Raw genomic sequence first — 25,489 nt, 5'->3', positions numbered from 1 at the left:
CGGCTTAACGAGCAAGATCAAGCAGATGAGTTGCAGGAGCTTTTGTAAAGGCTCGCGACGAAGGATGCGCTGTTCGCAGAGCCGGTCCCGACGATTCGAGATGTTGCGGAGGTGACGGACGCGTCGCCATTGTTGATCGGACGGATTCTGAGCCAGATGCGAGGTCCGGACGAGGTCGCGGAGCTAAAGGGTCGGATGGATGGATTCGAAGCTCGGCTAAGGGAATTGGAGGTACGGCGGGGCGAATCACCCCCTAGAATCGGTCAAAACGTTCCCCCAGTAAACTACGTTCCCGAGGAATTCAGGCCCATCGATTTCAACAAGTTGCTTAGTGACTCTGGTGCGGGTGACTATGTTCCCGACCTCAGCTGGAACGAACAGAAGCGACTTTTAGAATTGGGCGCCCGAGGCGACGCTGGTCGATCTGAATTCTCGTGGCATTGAGATGAGCCCGCACATCGAATTGGGAGGATTGTGGTTTCGATTTTTGTGGGAATCTTGGTTTGCATGCTGGTGATGGCGAATAATCCCAACTGTAGCCCTCCTGCGTCAAGTGCCGACCGACCAATTCCGTTTCCGATAGAGCGATCAACTCGGTAGCTGTATTAGGCAAGCCTATTGGCTACTTTACCGCGATATCCGGTCTTCAGCTGGAGCGTGAACGGGTGTGCAACCGAAACAAGTGCTGTACGCCATCCCAATGATTTCCGATTCAGGCAGACCAGTAAGAATGCTGACAACCGTAACGGTCGCAACCTACCTATAGGGACGAAGGTGATGGCAGTCATCCCCGTTCACTGCTCACGAATCCAGATGATGCACTCCAATGCGAGTAGCGGTGCGAAGAAGACGGCCAGAAAGGTGCCGAAAATCCAACCAACGGCGACGATAAAGTAAATGCAGAATCGATAGAAAGGTCGTTTCCAGTTCTGGTCATCCTTCCACCTGTAGATACTCGTTAAGAACGTTCTGATGTAACGGCCATTAGGGGATCCACTTTCTTTGGAGGGTTGGGCTTGCGCGGACAAATTGTTTGCAATGAGCGGAACAACGCTCGATTGGAAGAGCACCAGCCCCACTGGAGTGAAGAATTGGCGAATGATCGGGCGCAACTCAGGAAAAGCTCCTACCCAGTACGGAAGCGTCGCGAAGAACAGGAGGGTGTAGCCAAGTCGCAAAATCGCGGCACGGCGAGCGTCGCTGGAACGTTGCCATTCATCGACCAGGCTCCAAGATACTCTCGATACATTCACTTTCGGACGCCCTCTATTGCAATTATATCAACCTTTTTAATGGATGGCTGCGCCTTTCCGTTTGGTCCCGTTCGCGATATCACCTCGATCCGCTGGAATTGGCCCGCAAGAGACAGTAGCCCTAACTTTGCTCAATGAAAGGGCAAAGTGTGCTTCATCTCAAACTTCAGATCTCGCCAAACTTCGATCGATTCTCTCGCCATGCCTCCGCCGAAAGCTCCCATCTCATCGTTCGATAAGTTCCACCGCCAGCGTAATATTTCGCCTCCTCGTATCCGAGCAACCTTGCACCTGACTTCTCTTTGATGCGGGCCGAGCCCGTGTTAGGTTCGGCGTTGGAAAGCAACAAGCGGGACATCCCTAGCACTTCGAAGCAGTAGTCCTGCGAAGCTGCCACCGCCTCACTCATATAACCTTGACCCCAGTAATCTCGCCCCAACCAGAAACCCCGATGGTCTGTTTCTGAGAACTGGTTGAGGTGCAGAATCCCGATCATCTCGTCAGAACCCTTCGGCTCCAGAGCCCAAACTATGGTTTCGCCAGCTTCCATTTTGGGAATGATGAATTTCAAAAACTCTACCGCGCCGCTCTCAGGATAGGGCCAGGGAATGACGCTCCCGTCCAAATACTCGATCACATCAAAACAGGCAAAGAGCGCTTGGATGCGCTCCGCATCCGACATCTGCACAGGGCGCAAGATCAGGCGATGAGTTTCGAGAGTCGGAGCCATGCTCGATTTTACTCACGCTAAGATTCGCGCAAGGTGGCGCGAAGCTTCTGGAGTCTGCGCAGTTCTACAGTTGACGGATGCATCTTGAACGCCTTCCGCATCGCTTTCGCTTGATCCAGAAGTCCCTTCGCTTCGTCGTCCAGCCCGAGCTTTTGCTTTGCGTGAGCATTGGCTTCTAGCAGATAGACGCTGATTCGGTGGGAAGTCGCAGCACTTTGGATCAGTGTCGCTTCGAAGAGTAGAGACGCTTCGGAGTAGCGATACTCACTCATGAGTGCGAGCCCGCGGACGTAGTCGAGGACAATCTGATGCGCGGACTCGGCAATCAACCGGAGGTTTTGACTTGCAAGCGATTCTGAGTATCGAAGTTCCTCACCGCTCTTGGCCTCATACGCTCCGATGGCGATGTTCGAGAGAATGTGAACTTGCTCCATAGGCCGATCCTCAGCTAGAGAGGCGGCTTCCCAGAGCGTTTCGATCCCCTCCTTGAAATTCCCTTTGTGCCAAAGGAGGCCCCCAAGAGCATGCTTAGCGATCATCATTTCCCCATCAGTTCGTGCGTCACGAACTAGCTCTCGAACCATTTCCAGACCCAACTGGGATCGCCCAAGTTCATGATAGGCGAAGGCGAGCAGAAATCTGAGTCGGCACCGGATTTCGCTCGACCAACCTGGCTGCTCGAGTTCGGTTTGTATTTTGATAACCGTTTGGTCAAGCGGTAAAGTGCGGAAAGAAGCAAGAAGCTGGGCTTCGTACTCCTCGGGTACCCCGCCTTCCGGCCGAATCGTGGTTCTTTGGGTGACCGAGACCTGACTTGCGCGGCAGAAGACGTGGCGACGATTTGCGGTGATTGGCCCATCCTCGCCAAGGATCTGGCGAATAGAGAACACAGCTTGTCTGAGGGAAGATTGCGCGCGCTGCCGCTCGGCCCCGGGCCAGAAGCGTTCTTCTAGGATTCTCCGCTCAAACCTTTGGCCCCGATGGTGAACCAAAAAAGTTAGCAGTTCGCGAGATTTTGCGGTAGGAAGGTCGGGCAGGCGAACCTTATCTCGATAAACTGAGAACTCAGGTTCAAAATGAACGACGACTGCCACAAATCGAATTCTATCGTTAAATATGATTCTGAGCGGTAAGTATTAAGAATCCCTCATAGAAATATCGGTCAAACTGTAGAAGATGACGACCCAACACGTTTCGTCCGTTGATCCTCAGAACTGGCAGTCCGATGGCCGACCGGTGCCTGAGGTGAAGGGTGGCAACCGCTACCTCATCAATGGCGAAATCCGCGAGTGGTCAGGGCAGACCAACGAAGTTCAGTCCTGCCTTTTCTTCAATTGGAACAGCGGCATTGTCCGCCCGACCCTCGGCGCAGCACCGGTGCTGGATGCCAACGAAGCCCTCGACGCGCTGAAAGCCGCCCAATCGGCTTGGGACAATGGGCAGGGCGAATGGCCGACCATGACCGTCTCTGAGCGAATCTCGGCGGTGCAGGATTTCGTGGTTCGGATGAAAGCCGTTCGTGAGACCGTGGTCGAGTTGATCATGTGGGAAATCGGCAAGACCCTTCCGGACGCCGCGAAGGAGTTCGATCGAACCGTCCAGTACATCGAGGATACGATCGAATCACTCAAAGAGTTGGATCGCAAGAACAGTGGATTCAGCGTCGAGAAAGGCTTCTTGGCACAAATTCGTCGCTCACCTTTTGGTCCGACGCTTTGCATGGGTCCGTACAACTATCCGCTTAACGAGACGTTTACTACGCTAATTCCGGCGATCATCATGGGCAACCCCGTGATCTCGAAGCTGCCGCGTTACGGACAGCTTTTGAATACACCTCTTCTCGAGGCATTCCGAGACTCCTTCCCAGCAGGTGTCGTGAACATCATCAACGGAAAGGGCAACGAGATCATTCCACCGCTTCTTCAGGATGGTGGCGTCGAGCTATTGGCGTTCATCGGCAGTAGCAAGACGGCCGACCAACTCAAAACCTATCATCCTAAGCCCCACCGGCTGAAGTCGATCCTTTCCTTGGACGCAAAGAACCTCGCCGTCGTTCTGCCCGATGCGGACATGAAGGTGACAATCCCGCAACTCGTTGCCGGGACGCTTGGCTTTAACGGCCAAAGATGTACCGCTTTGAAGATCCTCTTCGTTCACAAATCGCGAGTCGATGAAGTGATCTCGGAGCTTTCGACCGCCGTCAACGCAATGCCTGCAGGGCATCCCTGGAAGCCCGGTGCAATGCTGACGCCGCTTGCCGACATCAATGCGACCACCTGGTTACGCGGACTTCTCGATGAGGCCATTTCGATGGGCGCGAAAATCGTCAACGACGGCGGCGGTGAGGTCATCGAGAACTTCATGAAGCCCGCAATTGTGTATCCGGTTACTCCAGAGATGCGACTGCACGAAGTCGAGCAATTCGGTCCAATCATCCCGATTCGAGCTTATGAGGACATCTCCGAAGTCATGCAGTACGCGGTCGAAACGCAGTTCGGTCAGCAAGTTTCGCTCTTCGGGAACGATCCCAAGGTGCTTGGGCCGCTTATCGATGCGATGGTGAACCAGGTTTCAAGGGTGAACATCAACGTTCAGTGCCAACGGGGGCCAGATACCTTCCCGTTCACCGGGCGAAAGGCCTCAGCCGAAGGAACCCTGTCGGTTGCCGACGCGCTGAAGCGATTCTCGATTCGCACGCTAGTGGCAACCGATTACTCCGAGGCCAATCGGGCCCTCATCAACGAGATTCTCGCCGCAAGAAGCAGCAACTTCTTGACGACCGACTTCTTGTTCTGACCAACAAATCCCGCTTCCAGGCAAGTTAACTGAAAGCGGGATTCTTTTTGTTTAGGTGAACCAATATACCCTTACATCACTCGGTACACTTCTATTCAATGCTCTTTGAGACTTATCTCCACGAAGGCTGGGAATTTATTGAAACCAAGCACGATGTACCTGGTTCGACGCTGGGATACAGCAATCCTGAGTGGCTCGAAGCGGTCGTTCCGGGGCATGTTCACCTCGATTTGATGCAGCACGGCATCATTCCTCACCCTCACGAGCGCATGAACGAGTACGGCGTTCAGTGGGTTGACGAGACTGATTGGAGCTACAGAACAACGTTCTACTGGGAGCCTAAAGAAGGATCGCCTTCGCGAAAGCTGGTCTTCGAAGGCCTAGACACCATCTGCAAAGTTTCTCTTAACGGCAAAGAGATCGCCTCACATGACAATATGTTTGTCGCTCTTGAGGTAGACGTCACCGACCATCTGATCGAAGGCGATAATGAGTTGCGAATCGATTTCGCTTCGGCAATCCGAGTCGGGCTGGAGCGCCAAGCTGAGTTCTTCAAAAAGGAAGGGCTTCCCGAGTACGTCGAGAGGTTTGAGGAGCGCTCATTCGTTCGCAAGATTCAGTGCATGTACGGCTGGGATTGGGGTCCGAGACTCGTCAGTTGCGGCGTCTGGCGGCCGATTCGCCTTGTCGAGTTTGCCTCGCGTGTGAGTCATTTGAGTGCCACACAAGAGTGGCACGAGGACGGCTCGGTCACCTTGACAGCGCACGGCGAGACCGAAGGTCCGGCGACGATCCATTATTGGCTCGAGATCGACGATGTGACGTACGAATCTGCGGACGGCATTTTCCGAATCGAACAGCCCGAGCTTTGGTGGCCGATCGGAGCAGGCGAGCAGCCGCTATTCGAACTCAGCGCAGGCGTGCCCGAAGGGGACAACGAGAATGTCTATTTGGACATCAAGACGATCAAGGTCGGATTCCGGAACATCAAGTTGCTTCGGCAGAAGGATGAGATTGGCGAGTCGTTCGAGTTCGAAGTCAACGGTCGAAAGATTTACGCCAAGGGCTTCAACTGGATTCCGGACTATTCCTTCCCATCCGCAATCACGCGCGAGAGGTACGAGGAGCGGCTCTACCAAGCACTCGATCTCGGTTCCAACATGCTCCGCATTTGGGGCGGCGGAATGTATGAGATGGACGAGTTTTACGAGATCTGCGACGAGCTCGGAATCATGGTCTGGCAGGACTTCCCGCAGGCCTGTGCCTATTACCCAGACACTCAGGAGTGGCAAGAACAGATTCGTCCAGAAGCCGAATTCAACGTCAAGCGCCTCCGACACCACGCCTCGCTCGCGCTTTGGTGCGGGAACAACGAGAACCTACAGATGTGGCAGCAGAAGTGGACCTGGAAGGGCGGTCAACACCCGCCGCGATTCTACGGCGAAAACCTTTACGATAAGCTGTTCCCTTCCGTCGTGTCCGCCCTGAACCCGGAAACGAGTTATATCCATACCTCACCGTGTGGCGACTCCGAACCCGACGCCAACGGCGGAAAAATCGGCGACTCGCACTACTGGGACGCTTGGCACGGCCGCGGAGATTGGAAATACTACCTGGATTCCGAGGCCCGTTTTAGCTCGGAATACGGATTCGCTTCATCTTGCTCGCTCGCTCTGTGGGAAGACACGATTAGCGACGAGGATTGGGACTACCAGAGTCCAGCCGTGCGATGGCATGACAAGACTCGTAAGGGGTATTCGACCTTCGTCGGCTACGTCGAGCTTCACTATCCAAAGAGCCAATCGCTAGAAGACTGGACCTACTACTCTCAGCTCAACCAGCGCGATGCACTCCGCATGGGCGTGGAGCACTTCCGCCGGAACGCGTTCTGTCGAGGATCATTGATCTGGCAGTTGAACGACATTTGGCCCGTCCAGAGCTGGGCAGTTATTGATTCGAGTGGACGCTACAAGGCCGCGGCCCAAGAACTGCGCCGGCTTTACGGGGAGACTCTGTTTTCTGTCGAACGAGTCAAGGAGACAGTCAAGGTTCACTTTGTTGACGACCGAAACGAAGACGACTACGACGAGCTACCGCCGTTCTTCGTCGAGTATCGACTGATCAATTTGCTTACTGGTGACATTGTTCGAAGTGGAGAAATCGAGTTTGACTCCGAACCTGGCCAGCGTGGCGTCGCAGGAGAAATCGACCTGACGGGATGCTCGGTTCCAGAGACCATTCTCTGGCTCGAAGGCAACTTCGCGGCTCCCACCTGGCACCTGCTGTCGGAGCCGAAAGAGGCACGTTTGGCGAATCCACAAACGATCGTCGGCTCGAACAACATCGCCAAAGACGAAGTTGGCGAGGGAACCTACTTCGCGATCCGTATCGACCATCCGGTGGTCGATCTCATGCTTTCGGTCGATGGAGACACCGGGGTATTCGACGATAACTTCGTAACGATCACCGAACCAGGGGTCTATTACTTCCGAGTCGGCGGACCAATCGCCTACTTCGAGGCAAGGTCGCTCGCTGGGCAGCATGGAACGCAGATGACGCGGTCGCCGCTGGAGTAGAGGTAGCCTAGCCAAATCCGATCCGCGCTTAACACCTATCAACGTAATTGCTTCGTCGAAGGCCTGCTATTCAGCATGGCCTGGACGATGCATGTGGTTTTTCATATCAAAACGGTAGGATTCGACAACTTTATGGTCGTGTTTATGGGCACGCTCTATGAGGTCTCGATCATGTGCTTCGAGGTGCCAACAGGTGTGGTCGCCGACCTGGTGAGCCGACGGCTGAGTGCCTCGGTTGGTTGGTTCATTCTTGGGCTGGGCTTCTTTGTCGAAGGGCTCTTCCCGGTTGCTTGGGTCGTGATCTGCGCCCAACTTCTTCTTGGGTTCGGCGAGACGTTTGTGTCAGGGGCGCATGACGCCTGGGTAGCGGACGAGCTACCCCATTCTGATCCAGGGGTCGATTCGGGAACCGCTTTCCTGAAGGGCCAGCAGTCTTCATTTATCGGAAGAATCATCGGAGCCTGGATCGCCGTCCTGTTCACTCTCGTCTCTCTACCCGCCGTGATGATGGCGAGCGGACTCGGTTTCATGTGCTTTGCATTCGTCGCTTTTGCCACGATGAGCGAGAAAGGCTTTCACAAATCGGACGAGCAGAGGCACTTTTGGGCGACATTCCGAGAAGGGTACAAGTTGGTTCAGAAGTCCAAGATTCTGCTTCTGATTCTTGCGGTTTCGGTCTTCTATGGCCTGGCATCCGAAGGGTTTGACCGCCTCTGGAACAAGGCGATCATGGACCTCAATCAACTGCCAGCAGTCGGCTCGTTTGGTACCGACTTCTGGTGGCCGGTGTTCTCGACCGCAGCGATTTTGGGAGGCATGTTCGTCAACAAGCAAGTTCAACTTCGCGTCAAAACGGACAACTCCTCGTCAATTGCAAGCGCACTGACGGCCATGACTGTCGTCCTGATTTGCACCATCGCCGGCTTCGCCCTGTCTCAGTCCATCTGGATCGGCGCAGCTCTCTTCGTCGTCAGCCGCGCACTGCGTCGAGGTATCGAACCGCTTATCAAAACCTGGATCAACCTCAATGCCCCTAGCGAGAATCGGGCGACTTTGCTCAGCTTCGGAGGCCAGGCCCACAGCCTCGGCGAGATCGCTGGGGGACCGATGGTCGGTACGATCGGCAAGCTGCGAACGGCGAAGGACGCGATTTTCGTCGCGGCCTTGCTTCTGTTGCCAACGCTTCCTTTCCTAGCGAAAGCGAAGCGAACACCGTCAGAGTCCGAGTTGGCTTGACAGCTCGACTGCGCCATCGCGAATTGATTGGCCCGTGAGGCTGACGGAAAAGTCGACCAGCGGAAGCGAGCCGGGCGCGATGCTTCCGGCGATGACTGCTGTTCTCTTTCTCTGGCTCTGAGCCAGAGAGATGACTCGGCCGGTAGCTTTTCCCATCATTGACTGCGAGTCGAAGGCACCTTCACCAGTGACGACCAAGTCCGCCCAGCGCATCTTGGCTTCCAAATCACCGAGGTCGGCGATGAGGTCGAAGCCGGAGCCGAGGTGGGCTTGGCCGGTGAGCGAAAGTCCAGCGGCGAGTCCGCCCGCTGCACCGCTGCCGGGGAAGGAGAGGTTCATGTTGAACTGGTCTCGCGCGATGAGCCAGAAGGCGGCGAGGCGGGCTTCCAGTCGTTGGACCTCCTGCGGGTTCGCTCCTTTTTGAGGAGCAAAGATGATGGCCGCGCCCTGATCGCCGAGGAGCGGGTTGGTGACGTCGGTCATTAGGTTTAGCTCGGGCGGCTTTGATCCGCCTACGATCATTCGGTTGAGGCTGGTCAGGTCATGGCCGATGTCATGGCCAGCTTCGTTGACGAAGTTCCAGCCGAGGGCGCGGAGGGCTCCGGTGCCGGCGTCGGTTGAGGCGGTTCCGCCGAGACCGAGGTAGATGTCTACGGCTCCAGCACTTTGGGCGGCGAGGATTAGCTCGCCGACACCGTAGCTCGTTGCTTCGAGTGGCCTGAGCGGCTGGGTGGCGCGGGTGAGGCCGCAGGCTTGGGCGACTTCGATGTAGGCGATGTTGTTGCTGGCGTCCCAGAGCCAGTCGGCGTTGACGCGCTGTTCGGGGTAAGGGCCGGTGACGAGGCTGGTTCGGCGGGAGAGTTCGGGGATGAGGAAGTGGATGGCGTCGAGGAAGCCGTCGCCGCCGTCGCTCAGAGCGAGGGTTTGGACCTCGTGTTTCTCGCCGAGGACTCCGGCCCAGGTTTGGGCGACTTCGACTGAGGAGTGGGTTCCTTTGAACGCATTGGGTGCGACGAGGATTTTCACTTTTTGATTGGCTGGGCGGGTTTGGCTGCGGGTTGTGCCACCTTCGGTGCTGGTGCCCAGAGGGAGGCTTCTAGGACTGTTGTTGCCAGAGAAGTTTCGTTTAGTTTTGCGACCCGGGCGGTTAGGGTTCCGTCCTTTTTGACTTCGATCAGGCCGACGTGGGGGAGTTTGTCTTCTCCGGTTCCTCCGCCGACGGCAAGGGAGACGGGGCCTTTGTCGGTCAGCTTCTTTGCCAGCGGGGCGACGGCTGAGGATGAGACCCAGGCGACGACTTTGGTCGCTTTTCCGAGCGCGCCGGGGGCGGCGATCACGGGCGTCTCGTCTTTTTCGCCGAGCGGGCTGAGCGATCGCCAGCCGATGACGACGGTGTTTTCTTTCGCGGCTTCGACGGCGCCTTTGAGCCAGAGGCCGGGGACGGAGCCGGGTTTTTCGGCTTTGAGCGGGGTGTCGGTGTTGACGACCACGAACCGGATTCCTTCGGCGACGAATTGTGACGAGAGTTTCGTCTGATCAGCCTTGAGGCCGTCAGCGTTAACGCCGCCGTCTTTTGGCCCGTTGCTCAGCAGCTTGCCAACTCCCAGGGTTTTGACGACTTTATCCCAGCCTTCTTCTTTGTCTCCCACTACGGGGACGACGGAGATTTTGGCATCTTCTAGGGGCTTTTTCCACCATTCGGCGTTGGTAGCGGTTGCTCCGAGAAGGAAGACCCGCTTGGGGATGATCGGGAGTTTTTTGAGCCCGTTGATGACTCGGTTGACTCCGGTGGCGTCTTTGATTTCGGCGGCGTTGATGAAGGCGCTGACGGCGAGGATCTCGTTGGCGTAGCCAGAGACTCCGGGCGCAATTGGAGTCTCGGCGTACGATCCCGAGCGGTTGTATGCCTGGGCACCGTCATTGGTGTTTGTTCCACCGCAGCCGGCGAGGGCAATGAGCGGGAGCCAGTAAAACCGTCGCATCTCATTTAGTTTAACGCTTGTTTCGGCATTTCGTTATTGGTTCTTCGCTTTTCGGTGGGAGAGAGAACTGCGACGCGTTTTGCTGGGGACATTGGGTTCAAATGGATGCTCACTTTTCGATTTTGGTGGGGACAAGTGGGGACAGGAGTTTGACTTCCGGAATTCTGGTTTCGGTTCCTTTTGGGAAGAGAACTGCGACGCATTTTGGTGGGTAGTCAGGTTCAACGGTGTTCGGCTTTATGAAGAAAGGTGGGTAGGGGTGGGTAGGCCCGGAAGTTGGAAGTTGGGCCTTTTCGTCGCTTTGCTCAAACATCTGAGGGGCTGGTGAGATGTCCTGACTTGCTCGGGATGTCCCGCGCGTGGCCTGCAGAAATTATCCATCTACATATAGGCAACGAAACCCGGGGTTTGTCAACCTGCAATTTGCTTTTGGCGCGATCGTTCCGATCGCGCCGGTTCCCACCCACCGCAGCCCCGTTTGAGTGGTAGTCCGGGTTTGGTGGCTTGTCTGGGAGCTTGGACTCGCTTCGCTCGGTGGAATTTTGGCGGGGCGGGTTTTGTTCTTTTTGTTTGGTGGGCGGGTGGTGGTGTCTCGGTAGGTTCACGGCTGAGAAGTTTTGTTGGCGTGCGGCTTGGAGAAGGCTGGTCGTCTTCGCCACCACTGTGCGATAGCGGAGGCATCAAATCGTTTGCTCGGGGAATCTCAACCTCTGGACTCAAGAGGCTATTCGATTGGCATCCGCAACCAGGGGATGCTTCTTACGGCTAAAAATCAAAAATTTCCTATGAGGGGTAGGAAAGATGGACCCAGGCAACCAACTGAACTTTATGTATCATTGAAGGAGCAGATCCTTCCCCGAGAAAAATGCTACCTATTGAACGTGACATCAACACTCTCGAAGCAGTTGCTTCTAGCTATTGGGGGACCTACGAAGGTCAAAAAATCATCCCCACCGAAAAGGAAGAAGTCTTGCAAACTGCAAGAGTTTTGCTCTTGGACTACCAGTACCGCGAAGGCAAACTAAGCAAGCACGGAAAAGCAGCCACAAGAGAGACATTCTTCTGGCGCATTCTGACCTACGCAACTCGGATCAGGCGGACTGAACTTCGTCTGAAAAGGGAAATCTCCGACCCAAAAACACCAAACATGGATCGTGACCTGGAACGTTTTAGTCAAGAACTGGGCCGAGTAGGCTTGCCACTAGAGGTGTCCCAGCAAGCAACTGTCTTCTTGGGACTTGAAGTCGGAGATTTGCGCGCACAATCTGCACGGTACAAAGTGGAGTTTATTGGTAAAACTGACTTGGCCTCTTACATCGTCAATCCTGGCTATGTTCCCGAATTTGAGCTTGTTCCCCACAAAGATCGTCGCACTGGTCGCGAGATATTCGCGGAAGGCATATGGGGGAAGACCCGCGGTAAAAAGCGACTCCTCGGAAAGGAGGATCTTTCCGAAGAACAGTGTTTGGTCCTGTCACAACGCAGGATTAGAATCGCTAACTATATAAAGGACGCACTGCCAGAATTCTTGCAGCTGCGGGCCTGGACTCAATTGCCGGAGCACTACAAGCGAGTGATTAGAGCTTACAACCGGGGCGAGTCCCCATCGGAGATTCAAGACCATCTTGGGATTCGCGACTACACCTATAAATCCTACATTAGGGCATTGGAGGGGAGAGGATGGTACCGCACCCACAGCGTAACCTCGGGCAAGCCGATCATTCACTATTTTCCTGCCCGAGATGGAGTTTCTTCGATTTCCTCCGCAATCCGAGAGCTAGGCTCCTTTGACCGCCACGCAATAATCGCCCTCTCGAAGGAACGATTGTCTGAAAAGCTCCGCGAAGGTTTGGATGATCCGGGGCTAATAGCCTCCGCGATAGAACTCGAGAAACTCGAGAGGCTAAAGCTGAAAATTGATCCTATCTGCTTTGAGAACCACGACCTTAAGCTCAGGAAGTTCATTTGCCAGCTCGTTGATCGGCCGATAAGGATAGGCGTCGATATTGCTGAGGTTGAGCGTAGACTTGGGCGACTGGATAGACGCCGCAAATTGGCAATTTTTGCGCGCGCGGTGAGTTCTGGAGACAGTATCTGGGAGTGCATTCAAGATGACTTCGTTGCCACTTTCATTGATGACATTCGAGACTTTGACGAAGCATTCGGAGCTGAGCCGCAGGTGGATTTAGCGACGCTGTTGCGGGTGATTCGAACTGGAAGGGTGGCGGCATGATCGAATCGGCACTTATCCAGTATGGTTTTCCCGGTTTGGTGACTGGAGCACTTTTATGGTTCTTCAAAACTGGTGGCGCAATCGAAATCGATCACTTGCGTATTGGACCAAGCTCCAAGCCAAAGCAACAGTCAAACGTCGATGAGAACTCGACTGAATCCAAGTGACCACGAGTCGTTGAGAACTTTGATGTCTAGTAAATCCTACGCATCAGAAGAAAAAGCGCGAATTGCTTCGCGCACTCCAGAGTGGCGTATAATCAAGATATGGTAGAAATACATCTACCTATATCGCCTCCTAGTCGGCTGAAGTCGATGTTTATGGATCTGAATGCTTACTTTGCCTCGTGCGAGCAGCAGCTGGATCCTTCTTTGCGTGGGCGGCCTTTGATTGTGGCTCCGACGGCGGGGGATAACACTTCGGCGATTGCGGCTTCGTATGAGGCGAAGCGGTTTGGGATTAAGACCGGCACCAACATTGGGCTGGCGAAGCAGCTTTGTCCGGACGTGGTAATTGTGAAGGGGAATCACGCGGCTTATACGGCGTTTCATAAGCGGATTGTTGAGGTTTGCGAGTCGGTACTTCCGGTCGATAAAGTGTGTTCGATCGATGAGATGCGGTTTCGGTTGCTGGAGACCGAGGCTCCGCCGGCGGTGGCGCGCGAGCTTGCGCTTAAGATGAAGAAGGCGATTCGGGAGAACGTCGGCGAGTGCATGACGGCTTCGTTTGGGATTGCGACGAACCACTTTTTGGCGAAGACGGCGACGGACATGATGAAGCCGGACGGGTTGGTGATTCTGACCGCCGACGATATTCCTTCACGGCTGTATGAGCTGAAGCTCACGGATTTCTGCGGGATCAACAAGCGGATGAAGGCGCGGCTGAATGCGGCGGGAGTTTTTAATACGCGGCAGTTGTTGGCGTTATCGCCGGAAGAGATGCGGCGGGCGTTTGGGTCGGTGATGGGCGAGCGTTATTGGTTCAATTTGCACGGGTACGAGGTGGATTACGAGACTCGGCAGGATCAGTCGTTGTCGCATTCGCACGTTTTACCGCCGGATTTGCGGACCGAGGAGGGGGCCCGGGAGGTGATGATGCGGCTGGCGCATAAGGCGACGGCGCGGCTGCGGGCGAACAAGCTTTGGGCGACGCATATGGGGATTTATGTGAAGGGGATGCGGCGTTCTTGGAAGGCAACGGTGGCGCTTCCGCCTTGTCAGGATTCGGTGACGGTGACTTCTTTGATTGCTTCTTCTTGGTCGTCAAGCGATTTTGAGCGGCCGTTGCAGGTGGGGATTGTGTTTACGGGGCTTTTGCGGCCGGAGTATGTGACGCCGTCGCTGTTCGACCAGACTCCTGAGCGGGCGGAGTTTAGCCACGCGGTGGACAAGATGAACCACCGGTTTGGGAAGCATTCGGTGTTTGTCGGCGGGATGGGTCAGGGGCGGCATTCGGCGGAGGAGCGGATTGCGTTTCAGAAGGTGGAGCTGTTTGTTGAGGGGGCAGATGACCACGCTTTTGACATTGAGAGCTATATGGGCGGGGAGCGGTTGGATACTTGGCGGGGGGTGAAGCGGTAGCCTCGCTGCGCTCGCGAGGAGCAGGCGAGACGCCTGCAGTCCCGGTGGGGGCTTCAAAGTTTCGAGGGCGAGGGGACGCGCCCGTACTTCTTGGCGATGTGTTGGAACGGGATGTTGGCGCCTTTGAAGTAGGTCTCTCGAGATGCGAGCATGTCGATTTGGGCACCGCCAGGAAACTCCTGGTGGTAGAGCGAGTCAGCGCCTTTGGCGCGTAGAATACTTTGCTCGGCCAAAAGAAACTCGTAGATAGCCAGGGCAGGTTCATTTTTTGCTCCCGCCTCCAAATGGGGAAAACGCTTGATGGCGAGCTCATTGAGGGCGTCGACGAGTTCAAGTTTTTGCTCGGCCGCGAAGGAGATTTGCTTTCCGATGAGGGGGATATCCCAAATTGTCCCATCGAGAATTGCGATCCGTTGCTGCCTAAAGTTGATTCGGTCGAGACTCAAGTCGTTAAGGTATTTGTATCCCATGTACTTCGACAAGAATGGCTGCTCAGCGGTCGATACACACCAGCCTTGACGTTTCCCAAAGTAGGTCGATAGTAGGACTACCGCGCACTTGCGATCAATTTCGCATTTGAACGAGGAGTCTGGGAAGTAGTCGACGAACTCTTGCCATCTTTCTGCCTCTGCAGCCGCTGCAGTGCGGCGCCAACGCTCCTTTGGAGACAGCCCGTTTGCAAAAATGCCGAGCACAAAGATAAAGGTGACCGTCAGGAGGAGCGCGAGCTTGGCGAGGAGGCTTAGGCGCCGAATTCGGGGCACTTTAGAGTTTTACCGCGCGGAAACTCTCGGCGGTTTCTTTGCCGATTTTCTCGCCTTCGGTGAGGGCTTTGTCGAGGACGGTGCCTTGGATGAAGCCTAGCTTTTCGCCATAGAACTGGCTCTTGTGGACGGCTAGGAGTTCGGCTCGTTTGTCCCAGGTTCCGGTGGTGTCGACCCAGTGGGTGGGGGCCATGGTGGCGAAGAGGAGGAGCCATTTGGCGGTGGTTTGGGGGGCGAGTTCTCGGGTGGCGCGGCCGGAGTTTTCGTGGTCGCGGTGCTGGACTTTGAGGACATGCTCGTCGTCGAACGCCATCAGGTAGTCGGGTTTGGAGGCTTGGATCGCGGCCAGCAGCTTTGCGCGGAGGGTTTGTTCGTCGGGGTCGTAGCGTCCGTCGGGGCCACCTAGGAAGATGACTTTTGCGTCGTAGGCTTTGGAGGCTTCTTCTTGCTCGGCGCGACGGATTTTGCGGTTCTCTTCGGCGTTGGTGAGGAACCAGGGGTAGTAACTTTTGTCGCCATCGGTAACAACGATGAGGGTGATCTGGGCTCCGGCCTGGTGCAGTTTGAGCAGGGTACCGGAGAGGTAGAATTCGGCATCATCGGGGTGACCAACGACGACGGTGACCCGGGTTCCCTTCTTGAAAAGGTCTGTGGATTCGGGGTCGAGTTTGGGCAGGGCGACGGGTTTTGCGAAGTAGTGCAGGCGCTGAGGGTTCCAGGCGTAGAGCCCGCCGACGATGCCTAACAACATGAGGAAGGATCGGGTGATTCGCTTCCATATCGGCACCTTCCGCTTCATTGCTCTATCCTAACCCATGTTCAGGTCGCCTGGTTCCGGTAACCTTATCGGGAGACGAAAAGCAATGGGGCTGGGCGTCGAATTGCACCCATGAAGCCCATCCTGATTTTGGATTTTGACAGCACAATTGTCACCATGGAGTCGCTCGATGCTCTGGCCGAGATTTCGCTTGCTAAACACCCGGAGCGGGATGAGCGGCTGTCTAGGATCGAGGAGCTGACTAAGCTGGGGATGGAAGGCAAGCTTGGGTTTCGGGAGTCTTTGGCGGAGAGGGTTCGGCTTCTGGATGCGAACCAAGGGCATCTGGAGCTCTTGGCGAAGAAGCTGAAGAAGTCTTTGTCTCCGAGTTTTGCGGCGCATAAGAAGCAGTTGAAGGCGGTTGCGGAACGGCTTTATGTAGTGACGGGTGGATTCGCGGAGTTTGTGGCGCCGATTGCGGCGCTTTTGGATATTCCGAACACGAGGGTTTATGCGAACTCGTTCTTGTTTGACGAGGATGGGAAGATCATTGGGTTTGATGATCAGAATCCTTTGTCCCAGGCGGGGGGCAAGATTCCGGTGGTGGAGTCGATTGCTTACGACGGTCCCAAGTGGGTAGTCGGCGACGGCTTTACGGATTATCAGATTCGTGAGGCGGGGGCGGCTTCACGGTTTTTCTGTTACGCGGAGACGGTTTATCGCGAAGCCGTGGCCGCAAAGGCAGACTCGGTGGTTTACGGAATTGACGAAGTTTTAGCTGAGTCGGACTTGCCGACTCGGTATAGCTTCCCGCGTTCTAAGATCAATATTCTGCTTTTGGATTCGATCGACTCGGATGCGGCGGATAGCCTGGCCGCTGAGGGGTATCGGGTTGAGCAGGTTAAAGAGAAGCTTTCAGAGGATGAATTGGTTCGCCGGATTAAGGATGTGTCGATTATCGGGGTTCGGACTCGGACGAAGATTCCGGCGAGGGTGATTCAGGCCGGGAAGCGGCTGATGGCGATTGGCGTCTTTAGCGTCGGGACGGATCATGTCGATTCTGCTGCCGCAGCTAGCCGAGGGGTTGCGGTGTTTAATGCCCCGTTTAGCAATACGCGGAGCGTTGTTGAACTGGCGTTGGGTGAGGCGATGGTTTTGATGAGGCGAGTGTTCGCCCACTCGACGGCGTTGCACGAGGGACGTTGGACGAAGTCGGCGGCTGGAGCCCATGAGATTCGGGGGAAGAAGCTAGGGATTATTGGGTATGGGAATATTGGTTCTCAGCTCAGCGTCTTGGCGGAGAGCGTGGGGCTGGAGGTCATCTACTACGACATCGCGGAGAAGCTATCGCACGGGAAGGCTCAGCGGATTCAGTCGTTGCACGACCTTCTGAAGCAGTCGGACATCATCAGCGTTCACTTCGATGGTCGGGCTTCGAACAAGAATCTCATCTCGAAGAAGGAGTTCGAAATGATGAAGGATGGGGTTATTTTCTTGAACTTGTCGCGAGGTTCGGTTGTGGATTATTCGGCTTTGCGCGATGCAGTGCTTTCTGGAAAAGTTGGGGGAGCAGGGATTGATGTCTTCCCTTCTGAGCCGAAGTCGAATGATGAGCCGTTTGAGTCAGTTTTGCGGGGCTTACCGAACGTGATTTTGACTCCGCACATTGCAGGAAGCACGGAAGAGGCGCAGAGGAATATTGCGGCTTATGTCTCAGAACGGCTGCGGAAATATGTTGCTCAAGGCGAGACATTGGGTTCTGTTTCATTGCCGGATCTGTATCTGCCGCCGATTCAGAAGGGGATGCGTATTCTGCACGTTCACCGAAACGTGCCGGGGATCGTGGCTTCGGTTTCTGCGATCTTTGCTCGGCACAGCGTGAACATTGTTGGGCAGAACCTGAAGACTCGAGATCAGGTCGGTTACTTGGTCACAGATATCGCAGATAAGGTTTCGGACGAGCTTCTGGCAGAGATTCGCGAGGTTCCGGAGACGATCAAGTTGAGGGTTTTGAATCCTTAAACTGAAATCTGAGAACGGAGAACTGTAAACTAGCAACTATGAATCCCACCGTTCTAGCTCCCGGTCCGACAAAAGTTCACCCTGAGATGGGTCAGTGGCTCCAGGAAGCTGTCGCCGAAGGCGCGGTTTGGCAGAGTCACCGGTCGAAGTGGTTCTTCAACTTGTTCGATGAAACTCGGGATCGGATTCGCGATCTCCTCAAGTTACCAAGCACGCACCATATCATCTTCATGAACTCCAGCAACGAGGCATGGGAGCGGGGGATGGAGTGTTTGACGGCGAAGGAGTCGTTCCACATGGTCGGCGGCGAGTTTGCGATGCGGTGGCATCAGTACACGGGGTGGCTGGATCGAAACGCCGTTCGCTGGGACTACGATCACAAGTTTGATGGGGACTTTTCCGCCGTTGAAGTTCCGGAGACGGCGGAGGCGATTTGCGTTGTTAACAACGAGACGAGCATTGGGCTTTGGATTCCCGAAGAGCAGATTCACGCTCTCGGCCGCAAGTATCCGGAGAAGATGCTGATGGTGGACTGCGTATCGGCCATGCCGCATTGCCAGCTTGATTGGAGCTTGGTTGATGTTTGTATGTTCTCGGTTCAGAAGGGCTTCCACTCGACGGCTGGTTTAAGCGTGGTTGTGGTGAGTGAGCGGGCGATGGAGCGATCGCGGCAGTTGGAGAAGACGCAGAGCATTGGCTCGTTCCACGCGTTCTCTCGGGTTCAAACATTCGCAGAGAAGTCGATGACGGCGGAGACGCCAAACGTTTTGGCGATTTACTTACTTAACAAGTGTGCGGCGAAGTATCAGTCGATTGGGCTTGAAGCGCTACGCGCTGGAATCGAGGAGCGAGCGGCAGCGTTTTATTCGGCACTTGAGAAGACGAACGCGAAGCCGATGGTGACCAGCGATCGATACAAGTCACCGACTTTGTTCGCGGTCAATGTCCAGGAAGACGCGACCGAGCTTCGCGCGAAGCTTGAGAAGGAGCACGGGATCTACACCGGCGCTTGCTACGGTGATCTGAAGGAGCATAACATCCGAGTAGCAAACTTCCCGATGCACACGGCAGAAGAGCATCAGAAGTTGCTGGCTCTGCTCTAGGAAATATAAGCCATTCGCGAGGAGATCACGAGCCAGTCGGATCCAAACTTCTTCACCTGAACGACGTAACCTGTTCCGTTAAGCCCACCATAGTATGTGGAGATGTTGACTGTTGCGACCTCGTGCTTAGCATCCCAATCGACTGCTTGTTCGATGAAGGTTCGCTTATCTTTCCCGGAGCCTCCCAGCCCGATCATGCCTACCCCATACTCGTAGCATCGATCCAGCGGGTGGCTCCAGTCGCGGTCTCCTTTTGCTACTCGGACGATGACTGGTCCACCCCATCCAGTCATTTCGAAGGCATCTTCAAGGGAGGGAACGGTTAAGAGTGCGGGACCTTCATTATCGAAGAAATGATAGCGACCTTCGTAGGCAGCGGCGAGCGCCAGCTCGTCTTCGCTGTGGGGTCGCTTGGCGACATTAGGGAATGGATCCAGTTCGTCCCGGTCTCCGTCGCCATCCATATCTGCCGATTTAGGGTCGGTTCCGAGCCTTGCTTCTTCCAGATCGCGGTAGCCATCACCATCGGTGTCCGTGGCAAGTTTTTCGATCGAGGAAATCAGCGTTACCCACTTGCCAGCAATCAGACTCTTGCCAGTGTGACCCAGAACGGTTGGCTCGGGAGGTGCAGGTTTGACCCACCTGGAAATCGGCTCGCCGGAAACTCCTAGGAACACCGGGCGCTGCCACTTTCCACCAACTTTTCTGGCGATGAACAAGTCGGAGTAGTTGCCGAGGATTGAGGAACTCATTAGGCCCCACTCGGTCCCTTTTGTCGTATGGGTTTTGAGAAGCAAAGTCGTTTTTCGGTCCCGTCTCGTCTTCCCGAGATCAGCGAGTTCAAAGCGACCGACCATTGGTTTGAGGAGCTTTCGAACGCGCTTTTGCTTGCGAACTTCTTCCGTTGCCTCTTCTGACTTACCAGCCAGAGTCACGTACGCGGCCCCTCTTTGTGTTTCGTCTGCTTTGGGGTTTCTTAGGAGATCAACGAGATACTTGACGGCTAACGGATGGGTGGACTGCGAGACATACTCGCGAGCAACAAACGTTTCGGATTCGTAGAGTTCAAAGCCGGGAGTTTTCTGGTTTAGTGCATCGAGGAAGAAGGGTACGACTTTATCAGGGTCACCTACTTTGGCTAGGAGGGAAAGCAAAACGACTCGACAGTCCTCATCCTTTTTTGTGCCTCTAAGCTTTGTTGCGATTAGCTCGGCGTCTTCCTTGGTTGCAAGCTCGTAGAGGCTACGTCCCAAATCACGGGCGTTCGCATAGTATTCGCCGTGGGCCACTTCCTCTCGACTTAGCGCGAGGTAACGATCTAGCATGGGTGCAAAGTTCTGGGGCGTCAGGCTCCGTAGGACGCTGTAATCGTGCCGATCCAAATCTGGATATTTTGCAGAGAGGGACTTTGCTAAAGCGATTCGCTCAATTTCGTTCGTTGGAGCGGTGATTGGAGTTCCTGGGCGGTACCAACGCACGCGTGAACCGTCAAACGTCGCCAGAGTGGAGCCGTTCCTCCAAATCGGGATGTTCAGTGCCTTGTCAACTGGGGTGTGACTTACTTCCTTGCCGCTAAGAGTCATTACAACCTGGTGAGTGTCCGACTCACAGATCATAAGGTCGCCGAAAATTCCCGACCTGGCAGAGAACCCACTGCTTCCACTCCGATCATACGGGTCCGGCACCCCCCTTGATTTCCAAACTTGCGTGCCGTTCTCTGCACTGATGCAGCGGATGATGCTGTGATCACTCAGGATGAACTGGTTTTGGTGTGCAACCGTAGTTTCCGAATAGGGTGATCCCGGTTTTTGCCAGAGGGTTTTTCCGGTCGCCAGGGACTTACAGGTGAGACCGTTCTTCTCCACCAGAACGCGATCGCCACAGGCAACATGACGTCCACCACCGAAGAAGTAGGATTCAGGTTCGGACCACTTTGTGGTCCCCTTCGCGGCGTCAAGGCAGAAGGTCGTGTTAGCGTAATTGAACACAACTCGATTGCCAAACCTTGCCAGACCTTCGATGTCGACATAGCTCTCCCGCTTCTTGGTTAGCGGCGCGCTACGCCATTTGGGACTCAGGGAGTTTGAATTGAGTGCAACAAGTCTGGCCCTCGGGTCGAGGTAGTAGAGAGCAGTACCATCGCTTGTGAGCGATGGATATGAACCTTCACAGGGCACCGCCCGAAGTCTTTTTCCCGTCTTGACGTCGAGCTCGACAATCGTCGAGACGCGACTTTTGCTGTCACTGCTTTCAAATGTTGCGTACGCCCTCGATCCGACTACTGCCAGGTTTTGGGCATTGGAATGATTGGGATGAGAGTAGCTCCAAACCTGCTTTTGAGCTTGAAGATCAACGCAATACAGAGCTGAATTCTGTACCAAAAGGTGATTGCCAACTCGAGCTATACGGTTCGCCGAGCCTAGAGTCGCCCAAGTGTTGGTGCTGACCACAGCGGATGGTGTCAACTGTGAGCCGAACATGTTTACGAACAGAAAGGTACTCAACATCAAGTGATCACCTGGGTACATCTTATCGCAGGTTGTCCACCGTTCCGCCTATGGTTTAGCATCTTCCTACCAACAATGCCTAGTAATTATGCTAGACCTTGCTGGACGACCCTATACCATCGAGTTTCCGATGGATGATGGCAGCACGTTACTGATTACGCATGACGGGCAGCAGTTGACCCGTCCGCCATACACTTACTCCGCCGACGGATTTGCTACGCACCACAACGCGGCTTGCCTATTGGAGCCCAAATTTCAGGAGGCTTACCAGTTGGGGGCGAACTCGGGGCACACGCTTCTACCGCCGGGGCAGCAGCTTCATGTGGAGTGGCGGGTTCACCAGTACATCTGGGCGGCGTGGCATTGCAAGCAGCTTGAGGGCGATTTTGTTGAGTGCGGCGTGAACACCGGAATCTTCTCACTCGCGATCATGAAGTATCTGGATTGGAACACGATCGACAAGGATTTCTGGCTCTTTGACACTTATGAAGGGTGTCCGGCTGAGCAATTTACGCAGGACGAGGTTGAGATCGGCATCGACAAGGTTCATGAGAATAGCTACTTCGATTGCTATGAACTTGCAAAACGAAACTTCTCGCCTTGGTCGCGCGCCAAGTTAGTGAAGGGGCGAGTTCCCGAATCGCTCGAGACGGTTGATATCGAAAAGGTCGCGTACATCATGATCGATATGAACGCAGTCGTTCCAGAGATTGCGGCGGCAGAATACTTCTGGCCCAAGATGGTTTCGGGAGCAATTATGTGTTTGGACGACTACAACTGGGTTCACCATATCCATCAGAAAATTGCGTTCGATAAGTTTGCCGAAGAACGAGGCGTGAAGATTCTGAACCTGCCATCCGGGCAGGGGATTTTGATGAAGCCCTGATTTCCGTAAGATCAAGCTATTGTTAAGGCTTGCCCGTAAATGTACAGGTTTTGTCTTACTTTGTGGTCCGGTAGCTGAAAATCGCTTATCCTGTTAAGAGTACGGAGAATTTATCTCTGTTCTCTTTGAATTGGAGGCAATCATGGCACGATCACACGCAATCGCAATCGCAGCGCTCGCTTCGGTTTTCGTCACTAGTTCGGTTCAGGCTCAATCCGCCTACTCAACCGGATTCGAATCTATGTCGCTCGGAAGTGTCGTTGGACAAGAGGACTGGAACCGAAACTCAAACTCAGCTACGTTAGGAACCGTTACAAACGCTCAGTCGTTCACGGGTTCTCAGTCAATGGAGCTGACCACGCTCAGCAGCCAGACAGATATGGACAATCTGTTCGGAGTCATTGACTCACTGCGGACACCGGTCATCAATGCGGCTGGAGAATTCGGTTCGGTCGGAAACCCGGTCATGGCGAACCAGATGAAGTTTTCTTACTGGTACCGCACGCCGCTGGCATCCGTAGACACTGATGACTTCTTCGGAGCGCTCGTGGAGATTGACCCAAGCCGGTCGTTCGGCGCAGGAGCGTCTCGCTATGCGGGAGTTTTCGTCTATGACGGGGCTCAGGATCAAAGCAACGGTCAGTACTACACTGCAGCCGACAAGATCGTTTTGGAACTCGACACTCCGCTCCAGTATGGCGACGGCAATGCGAACTGGGACTTTGGCGCGGTTGTCAAGGGTCTCGACTATGGCACTTGGTACAACATTCAGTACGATTTGACCCTCGTGAATGGCCTCGCTGGAAACTCGCCCAACGATGTGTTTTCGGTTAGCGTCTTCAACACTTCAAACACTCTCCTTGGGAGCTACACCAAGTCCACATGGGAAGTTGGAATGAAAGACGGACGCTGGGGCAACACGACCGCTTGGGCGTTGGATTCGATTAGTTTCCGAACCAACACAAAGGTTGCTGGTCAGTCGCTCGGCTTCATTGATGGCGTTCAACTCTCGACCGTACCCGAGCCCGCAAGCATGCTCGCGCTGAGCGGAGGTCTCTTGGCTCTTCTGCGTCGGCGACGCCAGAAGTAATCTCGTCAAGCAGCCACACAGCTCTCTTGCACTTCTAGGTGCGGGAGAGCTTTTTTGTTGCGTTCGGCAGGTGGTTCAGCCGCATGCGGTTTTATCTTGTGTCCCGAAGTCCCCAGTTCGTCAGGGGTCATGGCTCGAGCTTACTGACCTTATTCCACATTCCGGTGAGGCACATCAGACCTCCAAACACGGTCGAGAACATACCGCAGCCCATCACGGCTCCCTGGAAGTGTCCGGTCAACAACGCCGGGATGCTGAGGAGCAGACCTGGGATCAAGAAGATGAGTCCGAGTCGGGTAGGAGTCAGCTTGGGCATACTTCAGAGTACAGCGGATTAGTGGTTGAGGTTTCCGCTAGCTGCATTTGGGTTTAGCGCTTCGGCAGCGGTCAGAAAAAGACTTGACCTCAGACCAGTTGCGCTCCCACTTCTTTCGCCACGAAAAAGGTCTGCCGCGCGTGAGGCAGACCATTGTTGGGAGGTGGGAGTCGTTGCGCTGGGGCACTTTTGTATCTGAGTGGGTTACTTGATGACGATTCCGCCGTCGATGTTCCAAATTTGGCCAGTGACGTAGCTTGCTTCATCGCTGGCGAGGAAGACGACTCCGGCGGCAATTTCGTTCGGTTCGCCAACTCGACCCATGACTGTGATTCCCGCCATCGCAGCTTCGGCATTTTCGCGGGTTCCAGTCATGTTGCCCATACCTTCGGTCCAGATTGGGCCGGGTGCCACGGCGTTGACGCGGATCTTCTGGGGTGCGAGCTCGACGGCGGCGGTTCGCACTAAGGTGTTGACGGCGCCTTTGGTGAGTGAGTAGGCGGACGCGCCGGGCATTCCGAAATCGGCGACGGTGCTGCTGTTGATGACGACGGAGCCGCCTTCTGCAACATGTTTGGCAACCTGTTGGAGGCCGAAGTAGACGCCTTTGATGTTGACATCGATCTGCTTCGCGAGATCCTCTTCAGTCTGCTCGGCGAGCGGGGCGAAGTTGTACACGCCGGAGTTGAGGAAGACGATGTCGATCTTTCCAAACTGACTCTTCGTTTGCTCGAAGAGGCTTGCGTTATCGGCGGCGGAGGTGACGTCGGTCTTGATGAAGGTGGCTTTTCCACCCTTGGTGGTGATTTCGTCGACGACCGCTTGGCCCTCGGCTTCGCGTCGACCGGTAACCACGACGGTCGCGCCTTGCTGGGCGAGGAGGTGGGCGGTGGCCTTGCCGATTCCGGCGGTGGATCCAGTGACGATAGCTACTTTGTTGTTGAGGTTAAGCACATATATTCATATGTGTCGATATGATGTGGCGTTCCATTTATATCGACAAACGTCGATATTTTTTCAAACCTTAATGGAGGTTAGGTTGCTGAGCGCTTGCTGGACTTCGTTGAGGAGCTCATGGTTGACGGTGAGCCGGACTAGGCGCCCCTCGGATTGACCAATGAGCAGCCCGGCTTCTTTGAGCTCAGAGACGTGGTGCGAGAAGGTGGACTGCGAGATTCCCATCTGATCGAGGACTGAACTGCAGGTGACGCCTTGCTGACAGGCGTTGGCTCCCACTCGGCGTAGAATCTCGACCCGATTCGGCTCGGAAAGAGCGCGCATCGCCTTAGTAAATTGCTCGTCGGTGAGATTCATTTCACTTGATTCTACGCTTAACTGGGGGCTTCTCGTTGATTACACGACTGCCTTTTCGGTGATCGCGGTGTCTAGCTTGTTCGAAAGGATGAGGAAAGTCGGCGCCCATAGGCCGACGAAGATTCCGAATCGCTCGCCGTGGGCAGGATCGGGGCTCCTGGCAAAGAACCATATTGCGATCGAACCTAGGATAGAGAACATTGCGGCGATGAAGCAGAAACTGCTGAGAGATTGGAGGGTGCTTTTGGGTAGGTTGTTCAACATTGGAATCACGGGGAGTTCGGTGGGTGGGTCTCGGCCCGAGTCCGTGTTCTTTGCTACGGGTTTGCTTGATGCTCGTTGCG

At 54.9% G+C, this 25,489-nt stretch carries 24 protein-coding genes; 11 read left to right on the top strand and 13 right to left on the bottom strand.

The annotated features are described in order from the left end of the window. The first annotated feature begins 111 nt into the window (after nucleotides 1-111). Nucleotides 112-444, top strand: coding sequence for a hypothetical protein (locus WCK51_04980; GenBank protein ID MEI7576225.1), 333 nt, complete (start codon nucleotides 112-114; stop codon nucleotides 442-444). Between the two features lie 350 nt (nucleotides 445-794). On the opposite strand, the gene WCK51_04975 is transcribed toward WCK51_04980, so the two are convergent. The 3 genes from WCK51_04975 to WCK51_04965 form a co-directional block, all read right to left on the bottom strand. Further along, entirely contained in the window at nucleotides 795-1,253 is a 459-nt protein-coding gene (locus tag WCK51_04975) for a hypothetical protein (GenBank protein MEI7576224.1), read from the bottom strand. Nucleotides 1,254-1,419: 166 nt separating this feature from the next. Beyond that, complete coding sequence (locus tag WCK51_04970; GenBank protein MEI7576223.1) at nucleotides 1,420-1,983, bottom strand: GNAT family N-acetyltransferase; 564 nt, start codon at nucleotides 1,981-1,983, stop codon at nucleotides 1,420-1,422. A gap of 17 nt (nucleotides 1,984-2,000) precedes the next feature. Next, nucleotides 2,001-3,077 carry a hypothetical protein gene (locus tag WCK51_04965; protein MEI7576222.1) on the bottom strand — a complete coding sequence of 359 codons (1,077 nt, stop codon included), beginning with the start codon at nucleotides 3,075-3,077 and terminating at the stop codon, nucleotides 2,001-2,003. Between the two features lie 82 nt (nucleotides 3,078-3,159). Between WCK51_04965 and WCK51_04960 the strand changes: the two genes are divergently transcribed. The 3 genes from WCK51_04960 to WCK51_04950 all read left to right on the top strand — a co-directional run bounded on the left by WCK51_04960 (nucleotide 3,160) and on the right by WCK51_04950 (nucleotide 8,591). Further along, nucleotides 3,160-4,779 (top strand): aldehyde dehydrogenase family protein, encoded by a 1,620-nt coding sequence (locus WCK51_04960; protein MEI7576221.1) that lies wholly within the window; start codon nucleotides 3,160-3,162, stop codon nucleotides 4,777-4,779. A 98-nt stretch (nucleotides 4,780-4,877) separates the two neighbouring features. After that, a complete protein-coding gene (locus tag WCK51_04955; GenBank protein MEI7576220.1) occupies nucleotides 4,878-7,355 on the top strand; it encodes a hypothetical protein in 2,478 nt (825 codons plus the stop codon). 15 nt (nucleotides 7,356-7,370) lie between these two features. Next, nucleotides 7,371-8,591, top strand: coding sequence for an MFS transporter (locus tag WCK51_04950; protein MEI7576219.1), 1,221 nt, complete (start codon nucleotides 7,371-7,373; stop codon nucleotides 8,589-8,591). On the opposite strand, the gene WCK51_04945 is transcribed toward WCK51_04950, so the two are convergent. Then, nucleotides 8,571-9,617 (bottom strand): glycerate kinase, encoded by a 1,047-nt coding sequence (locus tag WCK51_04945; protein MEI7576218.1) that lies wholly within the window; start codon nucleotides 9,615-9,617, stop codon nucleotides 8,571-8,573. The genes WCK51_04950 and WCK51_04945 overlap by 21 nt on opposite strands. Continuing rightward, nucleotides 9,614-10,573, bottom strand: coding sequence for a hypothetical protein (locus WCK51_04940; GenBank protein MEI7576217.1), 960 nt, complete (start codon nucleotides 10,571-10,573; stop codon nucleotides 9,614-9,616). The genes WCK51_04945 and WCK51_04940 overlap by 4 nt, the downstream gene beginning before the upstream one ends. An 865-nt stretch (nucleotides 10,574-11,438) precedes the next feature. Here WCK51_04940 and WCK51_04935 point away from each other — a divergent pair. The 3 genes from WCK51_04935 to WCK51_04925 all read left to right on the top strand — a co-directional run bounded on the left by WCK51_04935 (nucleotide 11,439) and on the right by WCK51_04925 (nucleotide 14,386). Continuing rightward, nucleotides 11,439-12,806 carry a hypothetical protein gene (locus WCK51_04935; GenBank protein MEI7576216.1) on the top strand — a complete coding sequence of 456 codons (1,368 nt, stop codon included), beginning with the start codon at nucleotides 11,439-11,441 and terminating at the stop codon, nucleotides 12,804-12,806. Next, a complete protein-coding gene (locus WCK51_04930; GenBank protein MEI7576215.1) occupies nucleotides 12,803-12,973 on the top strand; it encodes a hypothetical protein in 171 nt (56 codons plus the stop codon). The genes WCK51_04935 and WCK51_04930 overlap by 4 nt, the downstream gene beginning before the upstream one ends. 99 nt (nucleotides 12,974-13,072) lie before the next feature. Next, entirely contained in the window at nucleotides 13,073-14,386 is a 1,314-nt protein-coding gene (locus WCK51_04925; GenBank protein ID MEI7576214.1) for a hypothetical protein, read from the top strand. 53 nt (nucleotides 14,387-14,439) lie between these two features. Here the strand turns inward: WCK51_04925 and WCK51_04920 are convergent, their stop codons facing one another. Both WCK51_04920 and WCK51_04915 read right to left on the bottom strand, forming a co-directional pair. Next, nucleotides 14,440-15,150, bottom strand: coding sequence for a hypothetical protein (locus tag WCK51_04920; GenBank protein MEI7576213.1), 711 nt, complete (start codon nucleotides 15,148-15,150; stop codon nucleotides 14,440-14,442). A gap of 1 nt (nucleotide 15,151) precedes the next feature. Further along, nucleotides 15,152-15,949, bottom strand: coding sequence for a PIG-L family deacetylase (locus WCK51_04915; GenBank protein ID MEI7576212.1), 798 nt, complete (start codon nucleotides 15,947-15,949; stop codon nucleotides 15,152-15,154). Nucleotides 15,950-16,039: 90 nt separating this feature from the next. Between WCK51_04915 and serA the strand changes: the two genes are divergently transcribed. Both serA and WCK51_04905 read left to right on the top strand, forming a co-directional pair. Continuing rightward, nucleotides 16,040-17,929, top strand: a complete 1,890-nt coding sequence (gene serA / locus WCK51_04910; protein MEI7576211.1) for a phosphoglycerate dehydrogenase — start codon at nucleotides 16,040-16,042, stop codon at nucleotides 17,927-17,929. A gap of 38 nt (nucleotides 17,930-17,967) precedes the next feature. Next, a complete protein-coding gene (locus WCK51_04905; GenBank protein MEI7576210.1) occupies nucleotides 17,968-19,032 on the top strand; it encodes an aminotransferase class V-fold PLP-dependent enzyme in 1,065 nt (354 codons plus the stop codon). Here the strand turns inward: WCK51_04905 and WCK51_04900 are convergent. Further along, the gene (locus WCK51_04900) at nucleotides 19,029-21,539 is read right to left on the bottom strand and encodes a PQQ-binding-like beta-propeller repeat protein (protein MEI7576209.1); all 2,511 of its coding nucleotides are present in this window, start codon (nucleotides 21,537-21,539) and stop codon (nucleotides 19,029-19,031) included. The genes WCK51_04905 and WCK51_04900 overlap by 4 nt on opposite strands. A gap of 88 nt (nucleotides 21,540-21,627) precedes the next feature. On the opposite strand from WCK51_04900, the gene WCK51_04895 reads away from it, so the two are divergent. After that, nucleotides 21,628-22,425: a TylF/MycF/NovP-related O-methyltransferase gene (locus tag WCK51_04895; GenBank protein ID MEI7576208.1), complete on the top strand. Its 798-nt coding sequence runs from the start codon at nucleotides 21,628-21,630 to the stop codon at nucleotides 22,423-22,425. 142 nt (nucleotides 22,426-22,567) lie between these two features. Beyond that, nucleotides 22,568-23,515, top strand: a complete 948-nt coding sequence (locus WCK51_04890) for a PEP-CTERM sorting domain-containing protein (protein MEI7576207.1) — start codon at nucleotides 22,568-22,570, stop codon at nucleotides 23,513-23,515. Nucleotides 23,516-23,642: 127 nt separating this feature from the next. Here WCK51_04890 and WCK51_04885 read toward each other — a convergent pair whose 3' ends face one another. The 5 genes from WCK51_04885 to WCK51_04865 form a co-directional block, all read right to left on the bottom strand. Then, nucleotides 23,643-23,831 (bottom strand): hypothetical protein, encoded by a 189-nt coding sequence (locus tag WCK51_04885; protein ID MEI7576206.1) that lies wholly within the window; start codon nucleotides 23,829-23,831, stop codon nucleotides 23,643-23,645. A 37-nt stretch (nucleotides 23,832-23,868) separates the two neighbouring features. Next, nucleotides 23,869-24,018: a DUF2256 domain-containing protein gene (locus WCK51_04880; GenBank protein MEI7576205.1), complete on the bottom strand. Its 150-nt coding sequence runs from the start codon at nucleotides 24,016-24,018 to the stop codon at nucleotides 23,869-23,871. A 17-nt stretch (nucleotides 24,019-24,035) separates the two neighbouring features. Beyond that, complete coding sequence (locus WCK51_04875) at nucleotides 24,036-24,785, bottom strand: glucose 1-dehydrogenase (protein MEI7576204.1); 750 nt, start codon at nucleotides 24,783-24,785, stop codon at nucleotides 24,036-24,038. Between the two features lie 63 nt (nucleotides 24,786-24,848). Continuing rightward, a complete protein-coding gene (locus WCK51_04870; protein ID MEI7576203.1) occupies nucleotides 24,849-25,145 on the bottom strand; it encodes a helix-turn-helix domain-containing protein in 297 nt (98 codons plus the stop codon). 39 nt (nucleotides 25,146-25,184) lie between these two features. Next, on the bottom strand, nucleotides 25,185-25,409 hold the full coding sequence (locus tag WCK51_04865; GenBank protein ID MEI7576202.1) for a hypothetical protein: 225 nt from the start codon (nucleotides 25,407-25,409) through the stop codon (nucleotides 25,185-25,187). Between the last annotated feature and the right edge of the window lie 80 nt (nucleotides 25,410-25,489).

The organism is Armatimonadota bacterium (assembly GCA_037138755.1).
Taxonomy (GTDB): Bacteria; Armatimonadota; Fimbriimonadia; order Fimbriimonadales; family Fimbriimonadaceae; genus Fimbriimonas.
This window is presented reverse-complemented; position numbering and strand designations above follow the sequence as displayed.

Coding starts and splice junctions, on each gene's coding strand:
- WCK51_04905 (MEI7576210.1), top strand. CDS start 17,968: ATGAATCCCACCGTTCTAGCTCCCGGTCCGACAAAAGTTCACCCTGAG.
- WCK51_04940 (MEI7576217.1), bottom strand. CDS start 10,573: ATGCGACGGTTTTACTGGCTCCCGCTCATTGCCCTCGCCGGCTGCGGT.
- WCK51_04925 (MEI7576214.1), top strand. CDS start 13,073: ATGGTAGAAATACATCTACCTATATCGCCTCCTAGTCGGCTGAAGTCG.
- WCK51_04895 (MEI7576208.1), top strand. CDS start 21,628: ATGCTAGACCTTGCTGGACGACCCTATACCATCGAGTTTCCGATGGAT.
- WCK51_04930 (MEI7576215.1), top strand. CDS start 12,803: ATGATCGAATCGGCACTTATCCAGTATGGTTTTCCCGGTTTGGTGACT.
- WCK51_04900 (MEI7576209.1), bottom strand. CDS start 21,539: ATGTTGAGTACCTTTCTGTTCGTAAACATGTTCGGCTCACAGTTGACA.
- serA (MEI7576211.1), top strand. CDS start 16,040: ATGAAGCCCATCCTGATTTTGGATTTTGACAGCACAATTGTCACCATG.
- WCK51_04870 (MEI7576203.1), bottom strand. CDS start 25,145: ATGAATCTCACCGACGAGCAATTTACTAAGGCGATGCGCGCTCTTTCC.
- WCK51_04970 (MEI7576223.1), bottom strand. CDS start 1,983: ATGGCTCCGACTCTCGAAACTCATCGCCTGATCTTGCGCCCTGTGCAG.
- WCK51_04885 (MEI7576206.1), bottom strand. CDS start 23,831: ATGCCCAAGCTGACTCCTACCCGACTCGGACTCATCTTCTTGATCCCA.
- WCK51_04865 (MEI7576202.1), bottom strand. CDS start 25,409: ATGTTGAACAACCTACCCAAAAGCACCCTCCAATCTCTCAGCAGTTTC.
- WCK51_04935 (MEI7576216.1), top strand. CDS start 11,439: ATGCTACCTATTGAACGTGACATCAACACTCTCGAAGCAGTTGCTTCT.
- WCK51_04960 (MEI7576221.1), top strand. CDS start 3,160: ATGACGACCCAACACGTTTCGTCCGTTGATCCTCAGAACTGGCAGTCC.
- WCK51_04890 (MEI7576207.1), top strand. CDS start 22,568: ATGGCACGATCACACGCAATCGCAATCGCAGCGCTCGCTTCGGTTTTC.
- WCK51_04915 (MEI7576212.1), bottom strand. CDS start 15,949: ATGAAGCGGAAGGTGCCGATATGGAAGCGAATCACCCGATCCTTCCTC.
- WCK51_04955 (MEI7576220.1), top strand. CDS start 4,878: ATGCTCTTTGAGACTTATCTCCACGAAGGCTGGGAATTTATTGAAACC.